The organism is Amycolatopsis marina, assembly GCF_900111885.1.
Taxonomy (GTDB): Bacteria; Actinomycetota; Actinomycetes; order Mycobacteriales; family Pseudonocardiaceae; genus Amycolatopsis; species Amycolatopsis marina.
The window spans coordinates 811,225-834,303 of record NZ_FOKG01000001.1 but is presented as its reverse complement, the minus strand read 5'-3'; the positions used below and the strand labels follow the sequence as shown (position 1 = coordinate 834,303).

Here is a 23,079-nt window from a genome sequence, read left to right as displayed (position 1 = left end):
AACGCCCTACCCGCCGCACTCGCGTAACCGGCGGGTGAGGAACTCCCGCTCGGCGGCATTGCCGGTTCGCGCCAGCGCCGCCGCGTACGCCCGTGCCGCCTCCTCCCGCCGGTCCAGTCGGCGCAGCAGATCCGCCCGGATCGCGTGGAACAGGTAGTACCCGTCCAGGTCCAGCGACTCGACCTGGGCAAGTCCGGCCGACGGGCCGTGCACCTCCGACACGGCGACGGCGCGGTGCAACGCCGCGACCGGGCTCGGCGCGACCGCCAGCAGCTGGTCGTACAACGCCACCACCTGCCGCCAGTCGGTGTCGGCAGCGGTTGGGGCGTCGCTGTGCACCGCGCTGATCGCCGCCTGGATCTGGTACGGCCCTGGCTGTCCGCGCCGCAGGCAGCGCCGCACCAGCGCCTGGCCTTCGGCGATCAGACCCCGGTCCCACCGGCCGCGATCCTGATCGGCCAGCAGCACCAGCTCACCCCCCGGGCCGATGCGGGCATCCCGCCGGGACTCGGTCAGCAGCATCAGCGCGAGCAGGCCCAGCACCTCGGGCTCGTCGGGCATCAGTCCGGCCAGTAACCGCCCCAGCCGGATCGCCTCGGCGGACAGGTCCGCGCGCGTCAGCGTCTCGCCGGAACTGGCCGCGTAGCCCTCGTTGAACACCAGGTAGAGCACCGCGAGCACGGCCGGCAGTCGGTCCGGCAGATCTGCCTCACCCGGTACCCGGTACGGGATGCGCGCCGCGCGGATCTTGCCCTTGGCGCGCACGATCCGCTGCGCCATGGTCTTCTCCGGCACCAGGAACGCGCGGGCGATCTCGGTGGTGGTCAGACCGCCGAGCAGCCGCAGTGTGAGCGCGACCCGCGCGGCCGGGGCGAGCGCCGGGTGGCAGCAGGTGAAGATCAGCCGAAGCCGTTCGTCGGGCACGATGTCCTCCTCCACCGGCTGATCGCGGGCTTGCAGCAGGGCCGCGCGGGCCTGGCGGTCGTCTCGGCCGGCCTCGCGCCGCAATCGGTCGATGGCACGGTTCCGCGCGGTGGTGATGATCCAGCCCGCCGGGCTCGGTGGCCGGCCCTCGTCGGGCCACCGCCGCACCGCGGCGGTGAACGCGTCCTGGACCGCCTCCTCGGCGACGTCGATGCTGCCGAAAACGCGGACCAGGACGGCTACCGCGCGCCCGTACTCCTCGCGGAAGACGCGCTCGATCTCCTCCGTCAACCGCAGGACCCGTCGACCAGCGGCCGGACCTCGATGGGCAACGTGGTCGCCCGGGCCAGCTTGCGGCCCCACTCGAGCGCCTCGTCCAGGTCCTCGGCCTCGACGACGGTGAACCCGCCGATGTGCTCCTTGCCCTCCAGGTACGGCCCGTCGGTGACGAGCACGTCGTCCCCCTGCGGCCGCATGACGGTCGCGCTGCTCGGCGGATGCAGGCCGCCGTTGAACACCCACGCGCCCGCGGACCGCACCTCCTCCTGGAAGGCTGCGACGTCCTTCATGATCGGGTCGAGGATCTCCGGCTCGGGCTGGCCACCGTCGGGCTGGTAGATGCTGAGCAGGTAGTGCGTCACGGTCTCCTCCTCGGATCGGTCTCCATCCTCTACACGAACGGCGCCTCCGCGGATCGACACCTCACTCGAGATTTCACCATCGGATGGCACGATCTGGCCACGAGGACTACCGCGACGGAGGGGCAGGACCTACTTCATGACCGATCTGGTCGACAGAATCCGCGAACAGGGCAGCGAGCAGCGGCGGGCGGAGATCGTCAACGTGCTCGTCGATGCCTTCGAGGACCTGATGCAGGCGGACGCCACGGCGTTCCGGAAGAAGTTCCGGAAGATGGCGGCCGCCCCGTTTTCCTTCTACCGGGGCGCGGCCTGCCTGTTCTACAACGACATGGCCGTCGAGGAAGACCCGTGGGCGGACGAGCGCACCAGCCGCGTCTGGATCCAGGGCGACCTGCACGCGGAGAACTTCGGCACCTACATGGATTCCGCGGGAGCCCTGGTGTTCGATGTCAACGACTTCGACGAGGCCTACCTCGGTAGCTTCACCTGGGACCTCAAGCGGCTGGTGGCGAGCGTCGCGCTGATGGCGTGGACCAAGGCGATCAGCGACAACGACATCGAACGGCTCATCGAAACCTATGTGCGGGCCTATGTCGACCAGGTGCGGCACTTCGCCGACAACCCCGGCGACGAGATGTTCAAACTGCAGCTCGACACCACCGACGGGCTGATCCACGACGTGCTGTTGCGGGCGCGGATGAACACGCGGGTGGCGCTGCTCGACGCGGTCACCTCGATCGAGGACTACGAGCGCCGGTTCCGTCTCGGGCCAGGCGTGCGGGAACTCGGCGAGCAGGAGCACGACGCGGCTTGCGCCGCGTTCGACGCCTACCTGAGCACCATTCCCGAGAACAAGCGGTTCGGCAGCATCACCTACGGCGTCAAGAGCATCGTGGGCCGCACGGGATTCGGAATCGGATCGGCCGGCCTGCCCGCGTACAACGTGCTGGTCGAGGGCAACACCCAGGCACTGGAGAACGACGTGGTGTTGTCGATGAAGCAGGGCAACGTCGCCGCGCCGAGCCGGATCGTGCACGACGATCGGATCCAGGACTACTTCCTGCACCACGGGCACCGCACCGCGGTGTCGCAGCGGGCGTTGCAAGCCCATGCCGACCCGTGGCTGGGGCACACCGAGCTGAACGGCACCGGCTTCGTCGTCTCGGAACTCTCGCCCTACGTCAGCGATCTGGACTGGTCCGAACTGACCGAACCCGCGGACATGGAGCCGGTGCTGGAGTACCTCGGCAGGGCCACGGCCAAGATGCACTGCGTGTCCGACACCGACTCCGAACAGACGCTGGTCGACTTCCAGAGCGAGGAGGCGATCGCCGCCGCGATCGGCCAGGACGAAACCGAGTTCGTCCGATCGCTGGTCCGGTTCGGGATGCGCTACGCCGTTCAGACCAGGGAAGATCACCGGCTCTTCGTCAACGCCTTCCGCAACGGGGAGATACCGGGAGTGCAGTCCGCGACCCCGCGCTGAATGCTCACGAAGGTGAACATTCAGTAATCCATTGCGCACTTTTCGCGAGATGTTTTCGGGTAGGCTGACGCAGTGTCATGGGGAGAGTGCACGGCGTTAACACCCGTAACCACTTCCGGCCGGAGATGACCCGGCCCATGGGCGAGGAAGTGCTGCGGTGAGCGATCACCCCGATCGCAGACTGAGGTGGCTGCTGTCGTCCAGCACGCTGTCCAACCTGGGCGACGGCATCGGCAAGGTGGCCTTCCCGCTGCTGGCGGCGACCCTGACCAGGGACCCGGTGCTGATCGCCGGGCTCTCCGCGACCCAGTTCCTACCGTGGCTGCTGTTCGCGCTCCTGACCGGGGCGATGCTGGACCGGGTCGACCGGCGCACGGCGATGATCGTCGCGAACCTGACGCGCGCCGCGGTGGTGGGCGGGGTCGCGTTGCTGGTGCACTTCGACTCGATCTCCATCTGGCTGGTCTACCTCGCCGCGCTGCTGATCGGGTCCGCGGAGACGGTCGCGGACAGCGCGGCCAACGTCCTCATTCCTTCGGTGGTCGAGCGCAGCGGCCTGGAACGGGCGAACAGCAAACTGCAGTCGGTGGAGATCGTCGGGCAGACGTTCCTCGGCGGCCCGATCGGCAGCCTCACCTTCGTGGTTTTCGCCGCGTTCCCGTTCCTGCTGAATTCGATCGGCTTCGCGGTCGCGGCGGCGTTGCTCGTCGGCCTCGCGGGCAGCTATCGACCGCAGCGTCAGGACCCGTCGGCGTCGGAGACGGTGCTCCGGCTTCGCGACCAGCTCGCCGACGGCCTTCGCTGGGTGCGCCGCAGCCCGGTCGTGCTGCGGCTGGTGATCATCGCGTCGCTGGTCAGCCTGGTTACCGAGATGGCTCAGGCACAACTCGTGCTCTACGCGCTCGATGACCTCGACCTGGACAAGGCGGCGTTCGGCCTGTTCGCCTTCGTCGGCGGTGCGGGTGGCCTCCTCGGCGCGGGCGTGGCGCCCCGGCTGGTTCGGCATTCCGGCAGGCGAGCCGTGCTCGCGGCCGGGCTGACGCTGTCCGGCCTCGCCTTCCTCGGCATGGGACTCAGCGATCAACCGGTGGTCTCGGCCGTGCTGTTCGGTCTCTTCGCGGCTGGGGTGGTCGCGGTCAACGTGGTGCTCGGGACCGTGCGCCACGCCATCGTGCCGAGTGAACTGCTCGGCCGGGTACTGGGCGTGTGGCGGACACTGGTGTGGGGTGCGATTCCGGTCGGCGCACTGCTCGGCGGCGTCCTCACCCGCGTACTTGGCAGCCCCAGTGCGACCTTCGTGTTGTCCGGAGTGCTGCAGTTGCTCGTGGCGGGCGCGGCGCTCCTGCTGTTGCGCCGCCACCACGCCGCCGTCGACCTGCTCGACCCCACCGACGGCAAGCCGGACACGAAGTGGTAACTCGTCGACGAATTGCCGTCGGGGCCGAGTCTCGGGTGCTGAAATACCCCGATCACCCGTGCAAGGAGGTCCGATGGCAACGACACCGGACCACGCGCCTGCCCCACCCACCGGCCGAGGCAAGCTCGTGCTCGCCGCGCTCTGCGGGTTCGCGGTGGGCAGCGGAGCACTGGGCCTGCTGTGGGGCCTCTCGGCTTCCACCGACGGGCCCGCCGCGGACGCCAGGGCAGCGTGCGCCGCGCTGGAGCGGGTCGGCGAACTGCCCGCGCCCACCGAAGGCCCGGCGAGCAGTGCGCTCACCCAGGGCGTTCTCCCCCGAATTCTCGCGGCCAGGGAACTCGCCGCGGCCGCCGCGGAATTCCGGCCGCAGTACCGGGAACTGGCCGACCACCTCGACGGCGTGAGCCGCATGGTGGTGAGCCTGAACCTGGCCGACGAGGGTGGCAGATGGCACCTCAGTGAGGCCAGGAAACACTGTGCCCTCGTCTAAGCCCGCCCGTCACCCAACCACCACCCCCCAACGAGACGCTCCGCGCCGCCAGCCCGCCCGTCACCCAACCACCACCCCCCAACGAGACGCTCCGCGCCGCCGACCGCGTCAGCGCTCGCCGGAGCCCGGCTGGATGGTCCGGACGACCAGTTGATTGCCCGGAATTTCCTTGCTGGCACAGCCGGTGCCGTCGAACTGGATGAACATCGAGGCGGTCTCCTGCGGCGGGTACACCCGAAGGCCGCGAATCGGCTGTGGCTCGCAGACCGACTCCTCGTAGTTGCGCACCTGCACGAAACCGACCGGGGCGTGCGCCATTTCGCCCTTCTTCAACGTGACGGGAGCGCCTTCCTCTCCCTCGCGGTATGCGGCGGGCCCGACCTGATGACCGTCCTCACCGGCTACATAGGACACTCCAGGGAATCCCTGGATCACGCAGGGCCCGTCGCTGGTGTTGGTGAACTGCAAGGGTTTGTGGGCAGTACCCGTAGCAGCGTCGCCCCTGCCCAACGACAACTTGAGGTCGGCGGACTTGCACAACCCGACCTCGCTGTCGTCCTTGCTCGCCTCGCCCGACTTACCGGATTCCGTCTTCGGCGATGTTGCTGGTGTGGATGATGGGCCGGACGTGGAGCTTTCCGTGGTGGCCGAGACCGGCTCCGCTGATTCGGTGCCCTCTCCGCAGCCCGCGGCCCCGGCGACCAGTGCGGCCGCAGTGGCGGCGAGCGCCAACTGGCGTGCTCGTGCTCGCATCATTTCCTGCCTCCCTGTCCTGGGTGACTACCCTGAGGACGTGCGTGCCACACACAGGGTTGCGTCGGTAGCGTCGCGGCGGAGCTGACGCCCGACGAAAGGTGAGACGCGTGGCGGGATTTTGTAACCAGGCATGGCAGCACACCGTGAAACTACAACAGGCAGTGCTGGAGCACCCGTTCAACAAGGAACTGGCCGAGGGTTCACTCTCCCGGGAACGATTTCAGTTCTATCTGGCCCAGGACGCGCGCTACCTGGTCGGTTTCGGCAGGGCGCTCGCGGTCGCCGCCACCAGGTCTCCGGATCCGGCTGACCTGCCGTTCTTCGCCGGAGCGGCCCGGGAGGCCGTGGTCGTCGAGCGGGAGCTGCACGAGAGCTACTTCCGCCGGTTCGGGCTGAGCCAGGAGGGACTCGACGCCATCGAGACCTCGCCGGCCTGCCTGGCGTACACCTCGTACCTGCTGGCGGTCGCGCAGACCGAGGGCTATCCCGAACTCGTCGCCGCGCTGCTGCCCTGCTTCTGGGTGTACCACCACGTCGGCACCGACATCCTGCGACAGCACGCGGAGAGCGGAAACACCGGCGGGGAGAACCCGTACCAGGCGTGGATCGACACCTACGCCGACGACGAGTTCGCCCAGGCGGTCGAGACCTGCAAGGCCGCGGTCGACAGGGCGGCAGCCACCGCGGACGCCGCGACCCGGGATCGGATGCTCGCGCATTTCGTCCGGGCCTGTGAGTACGAGTGGATGTTCTGGGACAGCGCGTACCGACTCGAGGCCTGGCCCACGACCCACCTGCGGTGAACGCCTCGGCTGCTCCACCGACGCGGGCCCGACTTGACCTCGGCCTTGGTAGAGGTTGTGCACTGGTATCAGCACAAGGAAAACCCAGGAAGGAAGACCCGCTTGCCCATCAGGACACTGCAGATTCCCACCTCGGACGGCCAGGCCGACGCTTTAGCCGCCTACCCCGAGCACGGCGCACAGCACCCGGGGGTGCTGCTGTACACCGACGCTTTCGGGGTGCGTCCCGTGTTGCGGAACATGGCCCGCGAACTGGCCGGCCACGGCTACTACGTCCTCGTCCCCAACCTCTTCTACCGGCACAGCCCGGCGCCGGTGGTCGAACTTCCCGAGCACATCGGCGAAGAGATCCGGCCCGCGCTCATCGCCCAGCTGATGCCCTTGATCGAGGCGCACACCACCGAACGCATCCTGCGCGACGCCGACGCCTACCTCAGGTTCCTCACCGCCCAGCCTGAGGTCAGCACCGGGCCGGTCGCCGTGATCGGCTACTGCATAGGCGGTGCCTACGCGATGCGCACCGCAGCGGCCCATCCCGGCCAGGTGGCCGCCCTCGCCGGATTCCACCCCGGCCCCCTGCTCACCGACGCGCGCGACAGCCCGCACCGCCTCGTCCCCGAGATCACCGCCCGAGTCCACCTCGGCATCTCCGAGAAGGACAAGGCGGCCGAGGCCCCCGCCGAGCTCTATCAGGCCCTGGACGCGGCAGGGGTGGACCACACCACCGAGATCTACCCGGACACCACCCACGGCTTCACGATGGCCGACACCGACGCCTTCGACCCCGCCGCACTCCAGCGTCACTGGGACCGACTGCTCCCCCTGCTCGACCGCACCCTGACCAACGGTTGAGGCGAGCGAGCCGGCCGCTCACAGACGCAGGTCGGCCCAGGTCAGGCACGTCCAGCCGCCGTCGCGACGGGCTTCCAGCTCCACGATGCTGGTGTTGGGCAGCAAGCCCCGGTCGGCGACCTCGGGGCGGACGTTGTCCGACAGCCACTCCGCTCCGAGCCGGATCGCGCCACCGTGACTGACCACGGCAACCGCTCCGTCCGGGTCGAGGTCGACGTGCTTGGCGCGCAATTCGTGGATGGCGCCGAGGTAGCGGGAGCGGACCTGCTCGCCGCTCTCGCCGCCCGGCATGGAAACCGAGAGATCGCCGCGCAGCCACGGTGCCACCGTGTTCACGTACGTCTTGATCGCGTGATCGTCGGTGCGGTCCTCGAGGTCGCCGACGAATACCTCCTGCACCCCCTCGATGACCTGCACTTCCAGCGAGTGCACGTCGGCCAGTGGCGCGGCGGTCTGCTGGGCCCGCAGAGCCTGCGAGGCGTAGACGGCGGCGACCCGCTCCTCGCGCAGCCGCTCGGCCAGTGCCTCCGCCTGCTCGTGCCCGAGGTCGGTCAACGGCGGACCCGGCACCCGGGTGCTCAGCGCGCCGAGGATGTTCGCCGTGCTCTGCGCATGTCTGATCAGTAACAACCTCATGCGGTCTCCCCTGCCTGAACCGCCGCCACCCAGGCGGCCGCGTTCGAGTAGTCGTCGTTGGCCGCGGCGGGAGCGATCGTGTCCGCCACGCGATCGGCCCTCGGATGGGAACCGAGAAAGCGCACGGAACTGCAGCGGCGGTACAGCGCCGCGACCGCGTCACCGACCCGCTGTTCCGCCAGGTGCCCCTCGAAGTCCAGGAAGAAGCGGTACTCGCCGAAATTGCCGCGTGCGGGCCGGGCGTCGAGCCGGGTCAGGTTGATTCCCCTGAACGCGAGTTCGGTGAGCAGTTCGGCCAGCGCGCCGGGCCGGTTGGCGGTGGACGCGAGCACCGAGGTGCGGTCCGCGCCCGTCGGCTCCGGCAGCGGGCCGGGCGGGCGCACCAGCAGGAAGCGCGTCCTCGCGTCCAGCACGTCGGCCACACCCGTTGCGAGAATCCGCAGTGGATAGTGCTCGGCGGCCACCGGCGCGGTGACCGCCGCATCGCACTCGCCCCGCTGGACCGCCACCGCCGCGGCTGCCGTGGAAGCCGCGGCCACCGTCTGCGCGTCGGGGAGCGTGTCCGCCAGCCACTGCCGGACCTGCGCGAGGGCGTGCGGGTGGCTGGCGACGGTGCGGATCTCGGCCGGTTCAGTGATGTCGGGCCGGGTCAGAATGCTGAAGTGCACGGGCAGCAGGGCCTCGGCCACCGCGACGAGTGGCATGCCGGTCGCGAGCCCGTCGAGGGTCGCGTTGACCGGGCCTTCCACGGAGTTCTCCACCGGAACGCAGGCCGCGTCGGCGGTTCCGGCCCGCACGGCGGCGAGAGCGGCGGCGATCGTGTCCGCCGGTACCAGTTCCTGGTCCGTGGCGAGGCTGCGCGCAGCCTGCTCGGTGAACGTTCCTCGCGGCCCGAAGTAGGCGATGGTCGACATGAGCGGCACGACGCCAGGTTACGCAGTTCCGACGGCGCGAGTTTCACTCGCATAGCCGGTAGGCGGCCCGGTTACGAGGCATGGCGTTTTTTGTCATGCTGTAGGCGTGACGGCTGAATCGGGCACGCACACCCCGCACAGGCAACACGTGGCACCCCGAATGCCGGAGTTGGTGCTGTGTGCCATCGACACGCCACTCGCCGAGGCTTGGCAGGAGGCACTCCACCAGATGCGGGGCCGGGTTCGGGTGCACCGCGGCTCCGCCCTCGACGTGCCCGCACAGGCCGTCGTCAGCCCGGCCAATTCCTACGGTTGGATGCGCGGCGGCATCGACGCGGTGTACGCGCAGGCATTCCCGGAGGTGGAGCAGAACGTCCGCAGCGAGGTACTCGCCTATCACGGCGGCGAACTGCCGATCGGCGAGGCACTGGTCGTTCCCACGGGTGTCCCGCGGCCGCCGTGGCTGATCAGCGCGCCGACCATGCGCGAGCCCGGCGAGCAGCTGCCGCCGGACACGGTGCACCCGTACCTCGCAGCGCGGGCGGTGTTCCAGCTCTGGCGAGACGGCAGGCTCGAACAGGGAACATACGTCCACCAGATTGTCGACACAATCGCGATGCCCGGCCTCGGCACGGGCGTCGGTGGCGTTTCCCCGCGCACCTGCGCACGACAGGTGTGCGCGGCATGGGACGAGGTCTTCGCCACCACGTGACTCCACCGTGACCTCGCCCTCCGGACCTGATTTCGCACGTCAGCGGGCTGGTGCCCGGTTGGGGTGTAGAACGTCACAGCGCGCTGCGCGCCGGTAAGGCCTACCGTTGACTCGCGTTGAAGTGATCGACGGTTCGCCGTCGCCGCCTCGACGCGAACGATTCTTCGGCGCTGGCCCACCGACGGGCGAGGAGTGTGCGTATGCCACGAGTCCGCGAGTTGAGCCCCTATGTCGAACTGCACCGGGATCAGTGGCGCGAGCTGCGCAGAGCCACTCCACTTCCACTCACCGCAGGCGAGCTGCTGAAGCTGCGTGGTCTCGGTGAGCAGGTTGATCTGGACGAGGTGGCCGAGGTCTACCTCCCGCTGTCCCGGCTCATCAATCTGCAGGTGGCGGCCCGTCAGCGGCTGTACGAGGCGACGACCACGTTCCTCGGCGAGGACTGCCGGGGCACGAAGGTGCCTTTCGTGATCGGGATCGCGGGCAGTGTCGCGGTCGGCAAGTCGACCACCGCTCGTGTGCTGCGCACACTGCTCGCCCGCTGGCCGGATCACCCCAGGGTCGACCTCGTCACGACCGACGGGTTCCTCTACCCCCGGCAGGAACTGATGCGCCGCGGGATCATGCACCGCAAGGGTTTCCCGGAGAGCTACGACCGCAGGGCCCTGTTGCGGTTCGTCACCGAGGTGAAATCCGGCGCGGAGCGGGTCAGCGCGCCCGTCTACTCCCACCTGGCCTACGACATCATTCCCGGCGCGGAGAACGTCGTGCGGCAGCCGGACATCCTGATCATCGAAGGCCTGAACGTCCTGCAGCCGGGGCCGCGTCTCACCGTCTCGGACCTGTTCGACTTCTCGATCTACGTCGACGCCCACACCGAGGACATCGAGCGCTGGTACGTGGACCGCTTCCTGGAACTGCGACACACGGCGTTCGCCGACCCGGCCTCCCACTTCCACCACTTCGCCGGACTGCCCGACGACGAGGCGCGGGCCGAGGCCAGGCATCTGTGGCACACGATCAACGAGCCGAACCTGGTCGAGAACATCAAACCCACCCGGCCGAGGGCCACGCTCGTGCTGCGCAAGGACGCGGACCACTCGATCAACCGGGTCCGGCTGCGCAAGCTCTGACCAGCGTGCGGCGCAGAGTGCTGATCGGACTCTCGGCGGTGGTCGCCGTCGTCGCACTGGTGCTCGGCGCCGCGTACGTCTTCCAGCGCCAGCTCGTCTACCTGCCCACGGGTGGCCCGCTGCCCGCAGCCGCGGACGTGCTGCCCGGCGGCCGGGACGTCACCCTGCGCACGGCCGACGACCTCGATCTCGGCGCCTGGTTCCTGCCGGTCCCCGAGTCGCGGGGGACGGTGCTCGTCGCACCGGGAAACGGCGGCGACCGGTCGATGCGGGCGCCACTGGCCCGCGCCCTGGCCGAGCGCGGGCTGTCGGTGCTGCTCCTGGACTATCGCGGTTACGGCGGCAACCCGGGCAGTCCGAGTGAAGAAGGGCTGGCGCTGGACGTACGCGCGGCGCACGACTTCCTCGTGCGCGAGGCCGGGATCGCGCCGGACGAGCTGGTCTACTACGGCGAGAGCCTCGGCTGCGGCGTCGTCGCCGAACTCGCGACCGAGCGCCCGCCTGCCGCGATGGTGCTGCGCTCCCCGTTCACCGAACTCGCCGCCGTCGGGCAGCGTCACTACCCGTTCCTGCCGGTGAAGCTGCTGCTGCGCGACCGGTTCCCGGTCACCGAGCACGTTTCGGCGAGCAAGGCCCCGCTCACCGTCGTCTACGGCACCGCGGACGCCATCGTGCCACCGGAACTCAGCCGTGAGGTGGCGGCAGCGGGTGCGGCGAAGATCGTCGAGGTGCCCGGCGCCGGACACAACGACCTGGCACTGCTGGCCGGGGACCGCCTGATCGACGCCGTGGACCAGGCGGCCGGCTGAGCCGCGGCTCGTCGCCCTCTGCTACCGGCACTCAACCGATCGGCCGATGCCAGGTCATGAGCACTAACCGGTTGGCCGATAGCAACCAGAACGTCGCGCGGTGACCCTGAGAAGTACCAACCGCACCCTGCAGAGGGGGTAGCCGCCGATGTTCTCGATCATCATGACCTGGATCGGTGCGATGCTCGGCATCGTGGTGCTGCTGGCGATGGCGTTCGGTGCCTTCGTCCTGGATTTCGACGACGCGCTCGGCCGCCGTTCCCGGCGTGCGGCCCGGCCCGCCGAGAACGAGGAGCCGGACCAGAAGACCGCGCCATTGGTGTGAGCGGTCGGCCTGGGTGTCAGTTCAGGGCTTCGAGCGCCGCACAGTAGGCATCGAGATCGAACTCGAACTCCTCGGCACCCGGCTCGCCCGCGGTATCCGCCTGCTCGGAGAGCACGGTCACCAGCTCGTCCAGGATCTCGTCGCGCTCGCGCCCCGTGTCGCGCATGCGCACGACGGCCGCCCACAGCTCCTGGGGCTCGTTGTCCCACAGCTGGTCCACCACCGCGGCCTTGAGCGCGAGGTACTCCCGGGGATCGACGCCGTCGATCTCCGCGATGTCCGAGTCCTCCGTGAGCGCCTCGTGGTACTCCGGGTGCTCGCCGATCACCAGCAGCCTGCGCTGCTCCGGATCGGTGGGCTCCAGCTCCAGCTGGGTATCGCCCAGCTCGGTGATGGTGGCGGGCACGGCGAACATTCGCCGCTCCAGCAGTTCGGTCAGCGCGACCGGGTCGTCCAGGTCCTCATCCCCGTCCAGATAGATTTCCAGCGAGTCGTCGCCGAGCCCGGCGAGGCTCTCCTGCACGACCTCGTCCAGCTCCGCGAGAGCGAGCTCGGGCAGCCCCTGGCGAATGGCCGTCCAACGGGTCCAGGCAAGCACCACGTCCGGCAGGACCTCCTGCTCGCTCTCGGACAGCTCGATCTCACCGGGCAGCCAGTCCTCCAGGAACGCGACCATCCGCTCCGGGCTGATCCGCAGGGGCCTGCTCGGCTCGGTCTGCACGCCGAAGTCGATCAGCAACCGGACGCAGTACCGCGTGTCGTCGGTGTCCGGCAGCTCCGGGTTCGCGGTCAGGAACTCCTCGATCACCGCGTCCCAGTCCCCGAGGGGTTCGGGTCCGGGAGCGGGCTCGGCATCCGGCAGCACCCTGCAGTAGGCGAGGGCGAGCGCCCTGAACCGGACGAACTCCTCGGTGACCTCTGGCTCCTCGAGCGTGTCGAGCACGGCGATGCCGCGCTCCAGCAGGCCGCGCAGCCGCGCGGGCTCGATCCGCTCGACCAGCAGCAACCCGTCGTTCTCCTCGGCCTGACCACGCATCCCGGCGAGCAGCTCGTCCGGGTTGTCCACGATGGTGACGTCGGGCAGCGAGCCGTCGGTCAGGTGCAGCAGGGCGAAGATCCCGATTCGCTCCTGGTCCCGATGCAGAACGGCCAGCAGCGAGGCGGTGTCGCCGTACACATCACCGAGTTGCCAGCACTCGTCCACGCCGACGGCACCGAGCCCGGGCGCCCACTCCGGTTCCGGAATGCCGCGGCCGAGCACGGCACGCAGGCCGACGGCCGCGGCCTCGCGCACGGCGGGATCGGGAGCGAGGACGCTCAGGGAGGTCAGCAGCGCGGCCGAGCCGGGGCTGGCCTTCTTCTTCGCCCTGTCGATCAGCTCCCTGGCGACGTCCTCACCCTCGGGGTCCTCCCACCAGGCGCCCGCCACCTCAGAGGCCAGCACCTCGATCTGCAGGAGATCGGGCTCGGCGGCCAGTGCGGCGAAGTCGGACAGCACGTCCTTGACGAAGGAGTTGATTCCGTCCGGCCCGGGCACCGGCGTCGTGTCGCGTCCACGGCTCTGCGAGGTCATGGCCCCATGCTGTCATCGCGGCCGCCGGTGCACACCTACTGGTCGACCACTACCGCGATCTTGCCTCGGGTATGCCCCTGCTCACTGGCCTTGTGCGCGGCCGCCGTCTCGGCGAGCGGATAGGTCTCGGCGACCTCGATCGTCACCTTGCCCTGCTCGACCAGATCCACCAGTGCGGTCAGGTCGGCCGTGTCCGGGCGGACGAAGACGTAGTGCCCGCCGAGCTCGAGAACCCCGGGATCGGCGACGGACGCGACCCGGCCCTTCGGGGCGAGCACATCCGCGGTCACGGTCAACGCGGCACCGCCGACCAGGTCGAGCACGGCGGAGACACCGTTCGGGGCGAGTTCCTGGACGCGCTCGGCCAGGCCGTCGCCGTAGGTCACCGGCTCGGCTCCGATGGAGCGCAGGTAGTCGTGGTTGCGCTCGGAGGCGGTGCCGATCACCCTGGCCCCGCAGGCGACGGCGATCTGGGTGGCGAGCGATCCGACTCCGCCCGCGGCGGCGTGGATCAGCACAGTGTCCTGTTCGGTGATCTGCAACGTGTGCACCAGGGACTGGTAGGCGGTCAGTCCGGCCAGCGGGAGGCTCGCCGCCTGCTCCCACGTCGCGTTCTTCGGCTTGCGCGCCAGAGTCCGCACCGGGGCCGCGACCTTCTCGGCGAAGGTGCCGCGCCGCACGACGTCCTCCCGGACGTAACCGATCACCTCGTCACCCTCGGCGAACTCGGGCACCGCGGCACCAGGGCGCTCAACCACCCCGGCCACGTCCCAGCCGGGGATCACCGGGAAGAACGCGTCCAGCGCGCCGTCGAGGTAGCCCTCGCGCACCTTCCAGTCCACCGGGTTCACCGAAGCCGCCTTGACATTGATGAGCACACTGTCCGGGCCGACTTTCGGTTCGGGTACGTCAGCCAGTGCCAGAACCTCGGGGCCGCCGTAGGACGAGTAGGTGATGGCCTTCACTGGTACTGCTCCTCACATCTGGTGTATCCCGCTGTCACCGAAAGCAACCAGCGGTCCGCAGGGAGGATTCCCCGGGGTTAGCCGTTTCACTCGTCTCGCACTTTCCCGGGAAAGTGCCCTAGTTGCGCGCGCATGGATCGCACTTTCCCGGGAAAGTGCAGCAGGGGCAGCGCTACCTGGCGGCCTTGGCGAGGGCCGTCTTGGCCAGCGCCGCCTTCGGCAGGGCGATGCGCGCGGCCCTGACCTCGGCCAGCAGCCGGGTCTTGCGCCTGTGCGTCTGCACCAGCTCGGCCAGGTACGTGCTGAACTCCTCGGCGGTGTCGGCCCGCCGGTGCAGGGTGCGCAGTTTGCGCAACTGCTTGGCCGCCTCGCGGTAGTAGTGCGGTTCCTTGTGCGCGATGAGCGCCTCGACGTGGGACCGGTAGACCCCGATCACCTCGCCGGGGTGCTCCGCGGCCCTGCTGTCGGCCACCTCGAGGCGTAGTTCCAGGGAGCAGCCGTAACGGTCCGCCGCCTGCCAGGCCTCCTCGACCCGCTCCTCCGCGAGCAACACCCGCACCAGCTCGTCGGCCTCGTCGGGGCCCCTGCCCGCCCGGTCGTGCAGCAGCGCGACCGCCTCGTCGTGACTTTCCTCCGCCGCATCCCGCTGGGGCTGCTTGTCTCTGGCGAAGGCCCGAGCCGCGTGCGCGATCGCCTCGCTGTGCCTGCCCGCGCCGCGCAGGACGCGCACGATCTTCAGGCTGACGTCGAGACGGGGCAGCTTCCTGGACAGGATGTCGACCAGCAGGTCGACATCACCGGTGGCCTCGGCCACCTGCTCGTGCAACCGCTCGGCCCGCACGAGCCGGTTGCCGTCGGCCTGTCCGTCCGCGAGCAGCGCGTCCACGGTGGTGGAGATGCGCTGCAGACCGGCCTCGCCGAGCGCGTCGGCGAAGTCGGCCAGGTGGATCTCCGGCCAGCCGGGCCCGTCGAGCTCGATGCCGAGGATCCAGTCGGCGAGGGAGTCAGGTGGCGGCGGATGCGCGGCGCAGGCGCGGGCGTACAGCGTGACGGCACGGCCGAGTTCGGCGCCGACCGCACCACTGGCGTCGTCCAGCTCGCCGAGCGCCGAGCTGATCTCGTCCACTGCCCGCCGGGCCAGGGGGCTCAGGTCCGCCTGCGTGCCCGCGTCGAGCAGACGCTGCAGGGTGTCCAGTACGGCGCTCATCTTGGTGGCGAGGTCGAAGCCCGCGCCGTGCGGTTCGAGACTGGCGGGCACGGCATCGTCGAGCAGCCGGTGCGCCTCGGCGACGTCACTGCCCTGGTTGCCGGTCAGCCCGGCCCGCACCTCGAGCTCGCGACGGAAATGCGGACTGCGGTCTGCCTGCTCGCAGAGCAACCCGACCAGGGACTCCGCATCAAGGGAGTGCAGGTACGAACGCAGGGCGGGGTCCACTTGGCCCATAGTGCCGCACCCGAACGGTTGACACCCTCATCCATGAGCGTGGACTTTCCCCTGCAGCGAGCACGCAAAGTCAACCTCGCAGGTAGCGGCGCTCAGAGCGCCGCACTTTCCCGGGAAAGTGCGGTAACCGAGCCTCGCACTTTCCCGGGAAAGTGCGGATGGGGGTAGTTGGCGCGGATGTTGATCTTACTTGGGGGTACTTGCAGACGCTCCATTCCTGGAGCGTGCGGGGCGGGTGGTGATCGCACTTTCCCGGGAAAGTGTCCGAGCCGGTGTGTCGCGCCGGGCCTGGCGGGGCACCAGCTTCGCGGGTGGCGAGACCGCCTTCCCGCGCAGGCCGGTGCTCAACTTCGCCGCGAGGTGCCGTCCGGCGTGCTCGACCAGGATCCGCTCCGGCTCGCCGTCGCCGGGCGCGGGGCGGGTCGCGGTGAGCAGGGCGACCTGCTGATCGAGGACCACCACGCCGCGACCAGCGGTGGGCGTGCGCAGGACAATCGCGCCGCAGTCCCGGACGAGGGATTCCAGTTCGCCCCGGCCCTCCGGCAGCATCACCCGCACCGTGACGCCTCTGGACACGGCCCTGGCGAGGCCGGACAGAACTTCCTCGGAAGGCCCCGGGCTCGCCGGCCCCGGAGACAGCCAGATCGACTCGGTCGCCTCGTCCAGCCGCTGGGGCAGGCCGCACGCCGGCATGACGGCGGCCGGGTCGAGCAGGCTGTGCGCACCGACCACCGGTACCTGCTGGTCCAGCCGCACGCCGTTCAGCACGCCGAGGGGACTGGCTGTCGAAGCCGAACTCACCGTCGCCAGGTCCGCGAGCAGGTAGAGCGTGCGGCGGGCCCGGGTGATCGCGGCGCCGAACTGGCGGGCCCGTGCGGCTCCCGTCCAGCTACCGCCGCACGTCAGATCGAACAGCACCGTGTCGTAGCCACGACCGTGACAGGAGCGGGCCGTGCCGACTCCGACGCCAAGGGCTTCGCCGTCCCGCAACGCGGCGAGCGCGGCGCCTGCCTGTTCCCGTTGCGCGGTCAGCACGCCGAAACTTCTCGCGTGCTCGGCCGCGAGGGTCCGCGCGAGCACCGCACCGAGCGGCCAGGACGTGGCCCCGCCCGGGATCGGCCCCAGGGTCGAGGCATCCACCAGCACGATCTCCGCGAGAGGTCCCGGATCGCGTCGCGGGGAGCTGCCGCAGTGCAGAACTCCGTAGTGCAGGTTGTTGGCGAGCGTGCGCAGTGGACCGCTGAAGCGGAACTGCCGGGTCAGCACGACGCATCCCGGGTGCTGCTGCGCCTCCTCGGGAGAACGGATCCCACAGTGGGTGAAGACGTCCGCGGTCAGCCAGGTACGCACTTCCGGCAGAGCGCGGATCGTCGAAGGCCGCACGAGGGGGCCCGGTTGCAGGAAGTCACCGAACAGGACCGCACTCTCCGCCGCCCTGGACACGGCGACCAGCACCTCGGCGAGCCTGGCCGCGGCTGCCTGGTCGACGAGCACCACGTCGAACTTCTGGTGGGCTATGACGTGGTGCGATCTGGCTGTGCCGAGCGTCGTGGCCACGACCTGGGCACCGGCGATGGCCGCCGCCTCGGCTTCCGTACGCAGCCGCAGGGTCCGCTCCGTGAGCCAGCCGAGCCGGTTCCGCAGTCGTTCCCGGGACGAGGTGTCGGCAGCCCGCCTCCGCAGGATCTCCCGTTGCTGATGCCGCGACGGCAGGTCGAGCCGCCTGCAGTCGGCGTGGAACCGGCGATCCTGTTCGGTTGCGACACCCGCGGCGCGAGTCAACGTGATCTTGCGGCGCAGCGCCTCCGCGGCGGTGTGCAGCTCGGTCTCCGTACGCGCGGCGAGGTCCAGCACCTGTTCGGCGGTGGTGAGTTCGTCGTCCAGGCGCGTGAGGTCGGCAGGCGTGAGCGGGCCCGCGGCGGCGGCACACTCCTCGATCCGCTCCGCGAGCCGGGCGCGCCGTTCCGCCAGCGCACGCCGGTTCCTGCGCTGGGCCCAGCGGCCACGGGCGCAGCCCGCGCCGACGGCGCCAAGACCTTCGAGTTCGCTGGCGAGGGCGGTCAGCCGCGCGAGATGTTCGCGCTGCTCGGCGACCTCCGCCCAGTTTTCGCGCGCCTCGCGCAGACCGGCCTGCGCGGCCTCGAGTTCCCTCGCGGCGGCGGAGTGCTGTTCCTCGATGACGATGAGCTCGCTGCTCAACGCCAGTAGCCGGCTCGCCTGATCCAGACGCCTTCCCGCGGCGAGGAACGCTTCGTGGTCGTAGCCGGTGAGTTCGGCGTCGAGCACGGCCAGCGCGTCCTCCGCGCCGTCCAGGTCGGCGAGATCGTCCTGCACGGATCTGCGTTCGGCATCGTTCTCGCATGGCCGCGTGGTGGCGAGTCCTGGCGCGGCGGGCACACCGGCACGCACGACCTTGCCCGGCGAGAGACGCGGCCGCAGCGCGAGTACCGCGTCGTCCACGGCGGAGCCGACCGGGGAGACGAGCAGAACTCGTTTACCGAGCGCGACCAACTCCTCGACCGCGGCGGAGAGCACCGAGGTGGTGCCGGTGCCCGGTGGCGCCCAGACGAGCCGCACCCCTGGTGCGAGGCACGCGCGGTACGCGGCCTGCTGTTCGTCGGTGAGCTGTGCGGCAGTGGGGCCACGGGAAGGGACGACGTCCGGCGATCCCGCGGCGAGGCGGTCGGCGAGCGATGTCCCCGCGAGTCCGCGGAGGCCTTCCGCGAGCCTGCTCAGCAGGAATCGCGGACTCAGGGCGGCGGTCCAGACATGGTCGCATTCAACCGGGACCGGCCCCTCCACACGCAGGTACAGGACTCCGTCGGTGAACCGCGTCGAGTCGGCGGGCACGGCAAGGCCCAGTCGCGGGCCTTTCGGGCCCGCGAGGCAGAGGTGGCGCAGGTTGTCCGATTCGATGCGTCTCCCGCGCAGGTCAACCGAGTAGTGGCCAGGCTCCGGTAGCGGCGTCAGCCCGCCGAGCAGACTCCACTCGCCGAGCTCGCGAGCGTGCGCGAGTTCCTGCTCGACCGCACGGGCAGCCTGGTGCCGCCAATCGGTCATCACCACCCCTTTGCTCCATCGCGCTGATCCACCCTGAGTAAACCAACTGTGCCGTTTCAAATACAGAGCGTAGTCCAAATGGAGTAGCGGAGTCGTGTCGCGACGGCGTGGTAAAGAGAGCGCGTGACACTCGACGATCTGATTCAGCGGCTGCGCGAGTTCGCCGACGCACGCGACTGGGAACCGTTCCACACACCGAAGAACCTGGTCATGGCCCTGTCCGGCGAAGTGGGCGAGCTGACGGCGCTGTTCCAGTGGCTGACACCCGAGGAATCGGCCGCCGCCATGCGGAACCCGGAGCTGCGGCCGGACGTGGTCGACGAGATCGCCGACGTCACTCTCTACCTGGTCCGGCTGGCCGACATGCTCGGCGTCGATCTACTCGATGCGGCGAACGCCAAGATCGATCGCAACGAGGTGCGTTTCCCGAGGAAGGCGAACCGGGAGGGCGAAGCCGGCGGGAACTGAGCGCTCACCCGCCGCTCATCGCCGCCGCGCTCTCCAACCGCGGCCCCGCGACACCGGCACCGTAGTCGCCGTAGCGCACCGGGACCGGGGACCGCGCCGACAGTGCCTGCCACAGCGCCAGCTCCCGGCGCCCTCCGGGGTCGGCGTCCCCCTGCGACGCCGACCCCACGAGCAACCCAACGGAAGCCGGGCCGATCCGGTGTGCGAGCGAGCGAACGGTGTGCACCAGGTCGTCGATCCGGTCCGCGGTCAGGGACGGGAGGTGCCCCTCGTCGAGTACGACGTGCATGCTGCGCGTGGGGACGCCGGTTGTCCTGGCGATACGCAGGAGCTGGTCGATCAGGTTGCGCCGAGCCAGCCACGGGTTCCTGCGGGCGCGGACCACCAGTTGACGAGGATGCCGGTCGCGCAGCACCCGCACCCAGTGCAACACGCGATCGCTCGGCGCGGTGCCGAGCACCGGAATCAGCGGCGGGACGCGCGGATCGATCGTCCCCGAGTGCCTGTCGAGAGCAGCAACAACCCGCTCGTCCAGGTACTCCAGCAGACCCCGTGACATCCCGTCCAACGCCGTGGATTCCGGCAGCCAGGTCGCATCGATCCACAACGGACGTCGAGCACGCACCGCCTGCGCGGCAGCCTCCGCCAGCCTGGGAATGACCCGCTGTTGCCGGTCACCCGCCCCGTTGACCAGCTCCACCAGCACGATCGGATCTGTCGAACGGCCCGCGACGAGCAGGCCGAGCGCCTCCAGCTCGCCGGGGTCCCCCTGTATCGCGAGCAGCGGTGCGAGCGTCTCCCCAGAGCCGGACACCTTGCCGTACATGTCGTTCTCCCCTTCGCCTGAACGGCTCGTGGCCTGAGCCGCACTCGCGAGTCAGGGCCCACCGTTCCGCGGCAAGCCGTTCAGTATTCACCAATTCAAGTCCTGTTTGTTCCGCCGCACGGGTTAGGCAAAATTGCCCACATTCAGGTCGGCCCGACCTCGTCCACTTTGCTCCGACGGAACGCTCCGGCTCTCAGCCAGGTGCTGTTGTCCGCGTCCGGTGCCGTTCGGTGAGCCACCAGCCGCCGAGCAGACTCCCGACCCCGAGCACCGACGCGACAAGCGCGGGAGCGACCTCCACACCGCCGAAAGCCGCGAGCACGGTGCTGGACATGATCAGCAGACCGATCCCGACCAGCACCCAGCCGGCCACGGTGCCCAGTCGGTCCACGGGGTCGACCTGCCGTGCCGGGGGATCCCACGACCGGGAGATCCGTGGCGGCGGCGGGAAAGCCTGCAGCGGAGGCTGCGGACTCGGCAGCACCACGGTCTGGATCGGGATTTGCGCGGTGACAAGGCCGAGCGCTTCACGCGCATTCCCGAGTTCGACCACCGCGGCTCCGAGTTCGGCCGCCCGTTCGATGCGCGGCTCGGAAGCGGGGACGTCTCGTCCGACGATCAGGTGCGTGACGGACGACGTGAGTTTCTTGGCCAGTTGGATTCGAGCGTCCAGAATCTCCGCACGCAACTCGTCGGCCGCCGCGGACTCGCCGAGCACGAGCACTCGCGTCGGGCGGGCGCGTGTGGTGTCCGCGGCGCCGGACCGCAGATCCACGAGCACTTCACCCACATCGAGCGTGCCTGCCACCGCGCGCAGGTCGCGTTCTTCTTCGGTGGTCACGACTCCGTCGCCCTCGGCTACCAGTCGTAGCGCTTTGACGAACTCGACGTGCGCACGGCGGACATCCGCTCGTGACATTCCGGCGCTCTCGGCCAGGCGGGCCAGTGCGGCGGCCTCGGTTTCGGAAAGGTGTCGGTCCGCGAGGGCATCCGCGAGGAGTTCACGGTAGGCGACGCCGAGTTCGGCGGTGCCTCCCTCAGGCCGTTCGGACAGGTCCTCGGGGAGGCGGTCGACGAGCTCCGCCAGCCAGCCACCCTGCCTGGCAGGGGCTAGGTCCGCGCGGGGTAGCAGCCGACCGCCACCCGGCAGGCGGGGCAGCTTCGGCAGGCGGGGCTCTTCGGTGAAGCCGAGGCCGTGCACCGTGATCAGCGCGGCCAGCACCCGTCCGCTGACCCGCGCGTCGCCGAGAGCCAGGTGTGCGGGAAAGTCGCCGATGCCGAGCGCACCGGCGATCGTCGTGAGCCGGTAGTTCGGAAGGCGGAACAGTTGTCGGGCCACGGCCTGCAGGCAGATTCCCCGCAACGGGGGCAGCCGCACGCCCAGCCTGTCGAGTTCGGCTTCGAGAAAGCGTGTCTCGAAGGCAAGATTGTGGGCCACCAGCACGCTTCCCCTGCACATCTCCACGAGCTGTGCGAGCACATCGCTCGGCGAGGGCGCCCGGTCCAGCTCAGTACGGGTGATGTGGTGCACGTGGGTGGGTCCCGGGTCGATGCCGCTACCGGGATTGACCAAGGTGGACAGTTCGCCCAGGACGGTTCCGTCGGCCCGCATCCGGACAGCGGCGACCTCCAGTATGTGACCAGGAGCCAGCCCGGTGGTCTCGAAGTCGATCGCGGTGAACTCGGTCGAGTCCGCGGAAAACCGGCCCTGTCTGGCGAGCGGCAGGGGTTCGATGAGTGCCATCGTGAGTCGCCTTCATCTGCTGTGGATGCGTGAGCTGAATTATCTATCGTCTGATGGGGCATCGATCACGCGCGGGAAATGTGACACCTCGTCGCTTGATTCACCCATTTGCCGAACCGCAATTGGCACCTCTCATCCAGAAGAGTGGGTGCCACCAGGTTTTTCCATTCAACCTGTAACAGTCCTGCACACCGGGCCGACAGGAACGCCAAGCAACATCAGGCGCCGACCCCGAGGAATTCTTATGAGCACAATGCCAATACCGCCGACTGGCGGAAGGCGACGAATGCCGGCTTGGCTCAAAACCGTACTTTCCGCGTTCGGTGTCCTGCTCGTCCTCGGACTGATCTTCGGTGAGGCACCGGAAGAAACGGAGCCCCAGCCGATCGCGGCTCCGTCCACGACCACCACTACGCCTACGACAACAACCCCGCCCGCGCCGGTCGAATTCGAGGTGCGCGCGATCCAAGAAGCGAACGTCGTCACCCTGCGCGCGGGTGGCGCCACAAAGGTCGTCCGAGTACTGGGCATCGACACCGCCCCGGCTGACGAAAGCGGATGCTTCGGCACCGAGACGATGTCCTGGGCGAAAGATCTTCTCGCCGGGAAAACGGTGATCCTCGAAGGCGCCAAGTCTACTGTGGACTCATCGGGACGAACACTGGCTTACCTGACGCTGGCCGACGGTTCCGACTACTCGACAACCGCCCTGACCGCCGGGTATGCCAAGTACGTCGCCGACGGGGTGGCCTCGACAACGGCGACGACGCTCAAAGCCGCGGAAAGCGCCGCCCGCAAAGCAGGCGACGGCCTCTGGGGCAAACCCTGCAACGGCACCATCGACGCGCCACCGCCCCCGCCCACCACAGTGCAGCCACCGCGTCAGGAAGTCACGGTTCCCGAACCGGTCGAGACCAGAAAGCCCGAACCGCAGCCGCAGCCGGAACCCGAGCCGGAACCGCAGGCCGCGTACTACCCGAACTGCTCTGCGGCACGAGCCGCAGGCGCCGCACCGTTGTACCGGGGCGATGCCGGGTACCGATCCGGCCTCGACCGCGACGACGACGGCGTCGCCTGCGAATAGGTGACAGACTCGTCCAT

Annotated in this window: 22 protein-coding genes; 11 read left to right on the top strand and 11 right to left on the bottom strand. The window is 69.5% G+C overall.

Going from position 1 to position 23,079, the window contains the following annotated elements; all coding sequences use genetic code 11:
- Positions 1 to 6: 6 nt before the first annotated feature.
- On the bottom strand, positions 7 to 1,215 hold the full coding sequence (locus BM199_RS04090; RefSeq protein WP_218160280.1) for an RNA polymerase sigma factor: 1,209 nt from the start codon (positions 1,213 to 1,215) through the stop codon (positions 7 to 9).
- The gene (locus tag BM199_RS04085) at positions 1,212 to 1,565 is read right to left on the bottom strand and encodes a YciI family protein (RefSeq protein ID WP_091669839.1); all 354 of its coding nucleotides are present in this window, start codon (positions 1,563 to 1,565) and stop codon (positions 1,212 to 1,214) included. The genes BM199_RS04090 and BM199_RS04085 overlap by 4 nt, the downstream gene beginning before the upstream one ends.
- A 136-nt stretch (positions 1,566 to 1,701) precedes the next feature.
- Here BM199_RS04085 and BM199_RS04080 point away from each other — a divergent pair, with 136 nt between their 5' ends.
- From BM199_RS04080 to BM199_RS04070, 3 genes are all read left to right on the top strand, one after another.
- A complete protein-coding gene (locus tag BM199_RS04080; protein ID WP_091669437.1) occupies positions 1,702 to 3,051 on the top strand; it encodes a DUF2252 domain-containing protein in 1,350 nt (449 codons plus the stop codon).
- A 157-nt stretch (positions 3,052 to 3,208) separates the two neighbouring features.
- Positions 3,209 to 4,468: an MFS transporter gene (locus BM199_RS04075; protein WP_091669434.1), complete on the top strand. Its 1,260-nt coding sequence runs from the start codon at positions 3,209 to 3,211 to the stop codon at positions 4,466 to 4,468.
- A gap of 73 nt (positions 4,469 to 4,541) precedes the next feature.
- A complete protein-coding gene (locus BM199_RS04070; protein WP_091669431.1) occupies positions 4,542 to 4,958 on the top strand; it encodes a hypothetical protein in 417 nt (138 codons plus the stop codon).
- Between the two features lie 108 nt (positions 4,959 to 5,066).
- On the opposite strand, the gene BM199_RS04065 is transcribed toward BM199_RS04070, so the two are convergent.
- The gene (locus BM199_RS04065; RefSeq protein ID WP_091669428.1) at positions 5,067 to 5,714 is read right to left on the bottom strand and encodes a DUF4232 domain-containing protein; all 648 of its coding nucleotides are present in this window, start codon (positions 5,712 to 5,714) and stop codon (positions 5,067 to 5,069) included.
- 107 nt (positions 5,715 to 5,821) lie between these two features.
- Between BM199_RS04065 and tenA the strand changes: the two genes are divergently transcribed.
- Positions 5,822 to 6,517, top strand: coding sequence for a thiaminase II (gene tenA, locus BM199_RS04060; RefSeq protein WP_218160279.1), 696 nt, complete (start codon positions 5,822 to 5,824; stop codon positions 6,515 to 6,517).
- Between the two features lie 102 nt (positions 6,518 to 6,619).
- On the top strand, positions 6,620 to 7,369 hold the full coding sequence (locus BM199_RS04055; protein WP_091669423.1) for a dienelactone hydrolase family protein: 750 nt from the start codon (positions 6,620 to 6,622) through the stop codon (positions 7,367 to 7,369).
- An 18-nt stretch (positions 7,370 to 7,387) separates the two neighbouring features.
- Here the strand turns inward: BM199_RS04055 and BM199_RS04050 are convergent, their stop codons facing one another.
- Both BM199_RS04050 and pheA read right to left on the bottom strand, forming a co-directional pair.
- Positions 7,388 to 8,005, bottom strand: coding sequence for a histidine phosphatase family protein (locus BM199_RS04050; protein ID WP_091669420.1), 618 nt, complete (start codon positions 8,003 to 8,005; stop codon positions 7,388 to 7,390).
- Positions 8,002 to 8,919, bottom strand: coding sequence for a prephenate dehydratase (gene pheA / locus BM199_RS04045; RefSeq protein ID WP_091669418.1), 918 nt, complete (start codon positions 8,917 to 8,919; stop codon positions 8,002 to 8,004). The genes BM199_RS04050 and pheA overlap by 4 nt, the downstream gene beginning before the upstream one ends.
- A gap of 106 nt (positions 8,920 to 9,025) precedes the next feature.
- On the opposite strand from pheA, the gene BM199_RS04040 reads away from it, so the two are divergent.
- The 4 genes from BM199_RS04040 (at position 9,026) to BM199_RS33710 (ending at position 11,898) form a co-directional block, all read left to right on the top strand.
- The gene (locus BM199_RS04040) at positions 9,026 to 9,631 is read left to right on the top strand and encodes a macro domain-containing protein (RefSeq protein WP_091669415.1); all 606 of its coding nucleotides are present in this window, start codon (positions 9,026 to 9,028) and stop codon (positions 9,629 to 9,631) included.
- Between the two features lie 200 nt (positions 9,632 to 9,831).
- Complete coding sequence (gene coaA / locus BM199_RS04035; protein ID WP_091669412.1) at positions 9,832 to 10,764, top strand: type I pantothenate kinase; 933 nt, start codon at positions 9,832 to 9,834, stop codon at positions 10,762 to 10,764.
- Between the two features lie 5 nt (positions 10,765 to 10,769).
- Positions 10,770 to 11,573 carry an alpha/beta hydrolase gene (locus tag BM199_RS04030; protein WP_091669410.1) on the top strand — a complete coding sequence of 268 codons (804 nt, stop codon included), beginning with the start codon at positions 10,770 to 10,772 and terminating at the stop codon, positions 11,571 to 11,573.
- A 148-nt stretch (positions 11,574 to 11,721) separates the two neighbouring features.
- Complete coding sequence (locus BM199_RS33710) at positions 11,722 to 11,898, top strand: hypothetical protein (RefSeq protein WP_177242452.1); 177 nt, start codon at positions 11,722 to 11,724, stop codon at positions 11,896 to 11,898.
- A 16-nt stretch (positions 11,899 to 11,914) separates the two neighbouring features.
- Here the strand turns inward: BM199_RS33710 and BM199_RS04025 are convergent, their stop codons facing one another.
- From BM199_RS04025 to BM199_RS04010, 4 genes are all read right to left on the bottom strand, one after another.
- Positions 11,915 to 13,471 (bottom strand): hypothetical protein, encoded by a 1,557-nt coding sequence (locus tag BM199_RS04025; protein ID WP_245788123.1) that lies wholly within the window; start codon positions 13,469 to 13,471, stop codon positions 11,915 to 11,917.
- Positions 13,472 to 13,506: 35 nt separating this feature from the next.
- Complete coding sequence (locus tag BM199_RS04020) at positions 13,507 to 14,436, bottom strand: NADP-dependent oxidoreductase (protein WP_091669407.1); 930 nt, start codon at positions 14,434 to 14,436, stop codon at positions 13,507 to 13,509.
- 172 nt (positions 14,437 to 14,608) lie between these two features.
- Positions 14,609 to 15,880, bottom strand: coding sequence for a hypothetical protein (locus tag BM199_RS04015; protein ID WP_091669403.1), 1,272 nt, complete (start codon positions 15,878 to 15,880; stop codon positions 14,609 to 14,611).
- 186 nt (positions 15,881 to 16,066) lie between these two features.
- Entirely contained in the window at positions 16,067 to 18,940 is a 2,874-nt protein-coding gene (locus tag BM199_RS04010) for an AAA domain-containing protein (protein ID WP_143101756.1), read from the bottom strand.
- Between the two features lie 123 nt (positions 18,941 to 19,063).
- Here BM199_RS04010 and BM199_RS04005 point away from each other — a divergent pair, with 123 nt between their 5' ends.
- Complete coding sequence (locus BM199_RS04005) at positions 19,064 to 19,408, top strand: nucleotide pyrophosphohydrolase (protein WP_091669397.1); 345 nt, start codon at positions 19,064 to 19,066, stop codon at positions 19,406 to 19,408.
- A gap of 4 nt (positions 19,409 to 19,412) precedes the next feature.
- Here BM199_RS04005 and BM199_RS04000 read toward each other — a convergent pair whose 3' ends face one another.
- Positions 19,413 to 20,234 (bottom strand): beta family protein, encoded by an 822-nt coding sequence (locus BM199_RS04000; protein ID WP_091669395.1) that lies wholly within the window; start codon positions 20,232 to 20,234, stop codon positions 19,413 to 19,415.
- 193 nt (positions 20,235 to 20,427) lie between these two features.
- Positions 20,428 to 21,978, bottom strand: a complete 1,551-nt coding sequence (locus BM199_RS03995; protein WP_091669392.1) for a 3'-5' exonuclease — start codon at positions 21,976 to 21,978, stop codon at positions 20,428 to 20,430.
- A 286-nt stretch (positions 21,979 to 22,264) separates the two neighbouring features.
- Between BM199_RS03995 and BM199_RS03990 the strand changes: the two genes are divergently transcribed.
- Positions 22,265 to 23,062, top strand: a complete 798-nt coding sequence (locus BM199_RS03990; RefSeq protein WP_091669390.1) for an excalibur calcium-binding domain-containing protein — start codon at positions 22,265 to 22,267, stop codon at positions 23,060 to 23,062.
- Positions 23,063 to 23,079: the final 17 nt, after the last annotated feature.

Coding starts and splice junctions, on each gene's coding strand:
- BM199_RS04065 (WP_091669428.1), bottom strand. CDS start 5,714: ATGATGCGAGCACGAGCACGCCAGTTGGCGCTCGCCGCCACTGCGGCC.
- BM199_RS04010 (WP_143101756.1), bottom strand. CDS start 18,940: ATGACCGATTGGCGGCACCAGGCTGCCCGTGCGGTCGAGCAGGAACTC.
- coaA (WP_091669412.1), top strand. CDS start 9,832: ATGCCACGAGTCCGCGAGTTGAGCCCCTATGTCGAACTGCACCGGGAT.
- BM199_RS04050 (WP_091669420.1), bottom strand. CDS start 8,005: ATGAGGTTGTTACTGATCAGACATGCGCAGAGCACGGCGAACATCCTC.
- BM199_RS04025 (WP_245788123.1), bottom strand. CDS start 13,471: ATGACCTCGCAGAGCCGTGGACGCGACACGACGCCGGTGCCCGGGCCG.
- pheA (WP_091669418.1), bottom strand. CDS start 8,919: ATGTCGACCATCGCCTACTTCGGGCCGCGAGGAACGTTCACCGAGCAG.
- BM199_RS03995 (WP_091669392.1), bottom strand. CDS start 21,978: ATGGCACTCATCGAACCCCTGCCGCTCGCCAGACAGGGCCGGTTTTCC.
- BM199_RS04070 (WP_091669431.1), top strand. CDS start 4,542: ATGGCAACGACACCGGACCACGCGCCTGCCCCACCCACCGGCCGAGGC.
- BM199_RS04000 (WP_091669395.1), bottom strand. CDS start 20,234: ATGTACGGCAAGGTGTCCGGCTCTGGGGAGACGCTCGCACCGCTGCTC.
- BM199_RS04080 (WP_091669437.1), top strand. CDS start 1,702: ATGACCGATCTGGTCGACAGAATCCGCGAACAGGGCAGCGAGCAGCGG.
- BM199_RS33710 (WP_177242452.1), top strand. CDS start 11,722: ATGTTCTCGATCATCATGACCTGGATCGGTGCGATGCTCGGCATCGTG.
- BM199_RS03990 (WP_091669390.1), top strand. CDS start 22,265: ATGCCGGCTTGGCTCAAAACCGTACTTTCCGCGTTCGGTGTCCTGCTC.
- BM199_RS04015 (WP_091669403.1), bottom strand. CDS start 15,880: ATGGGCCAAGTGGACCCCGCCCTGCGTTCGTACCTGCACTCCCTTGAT.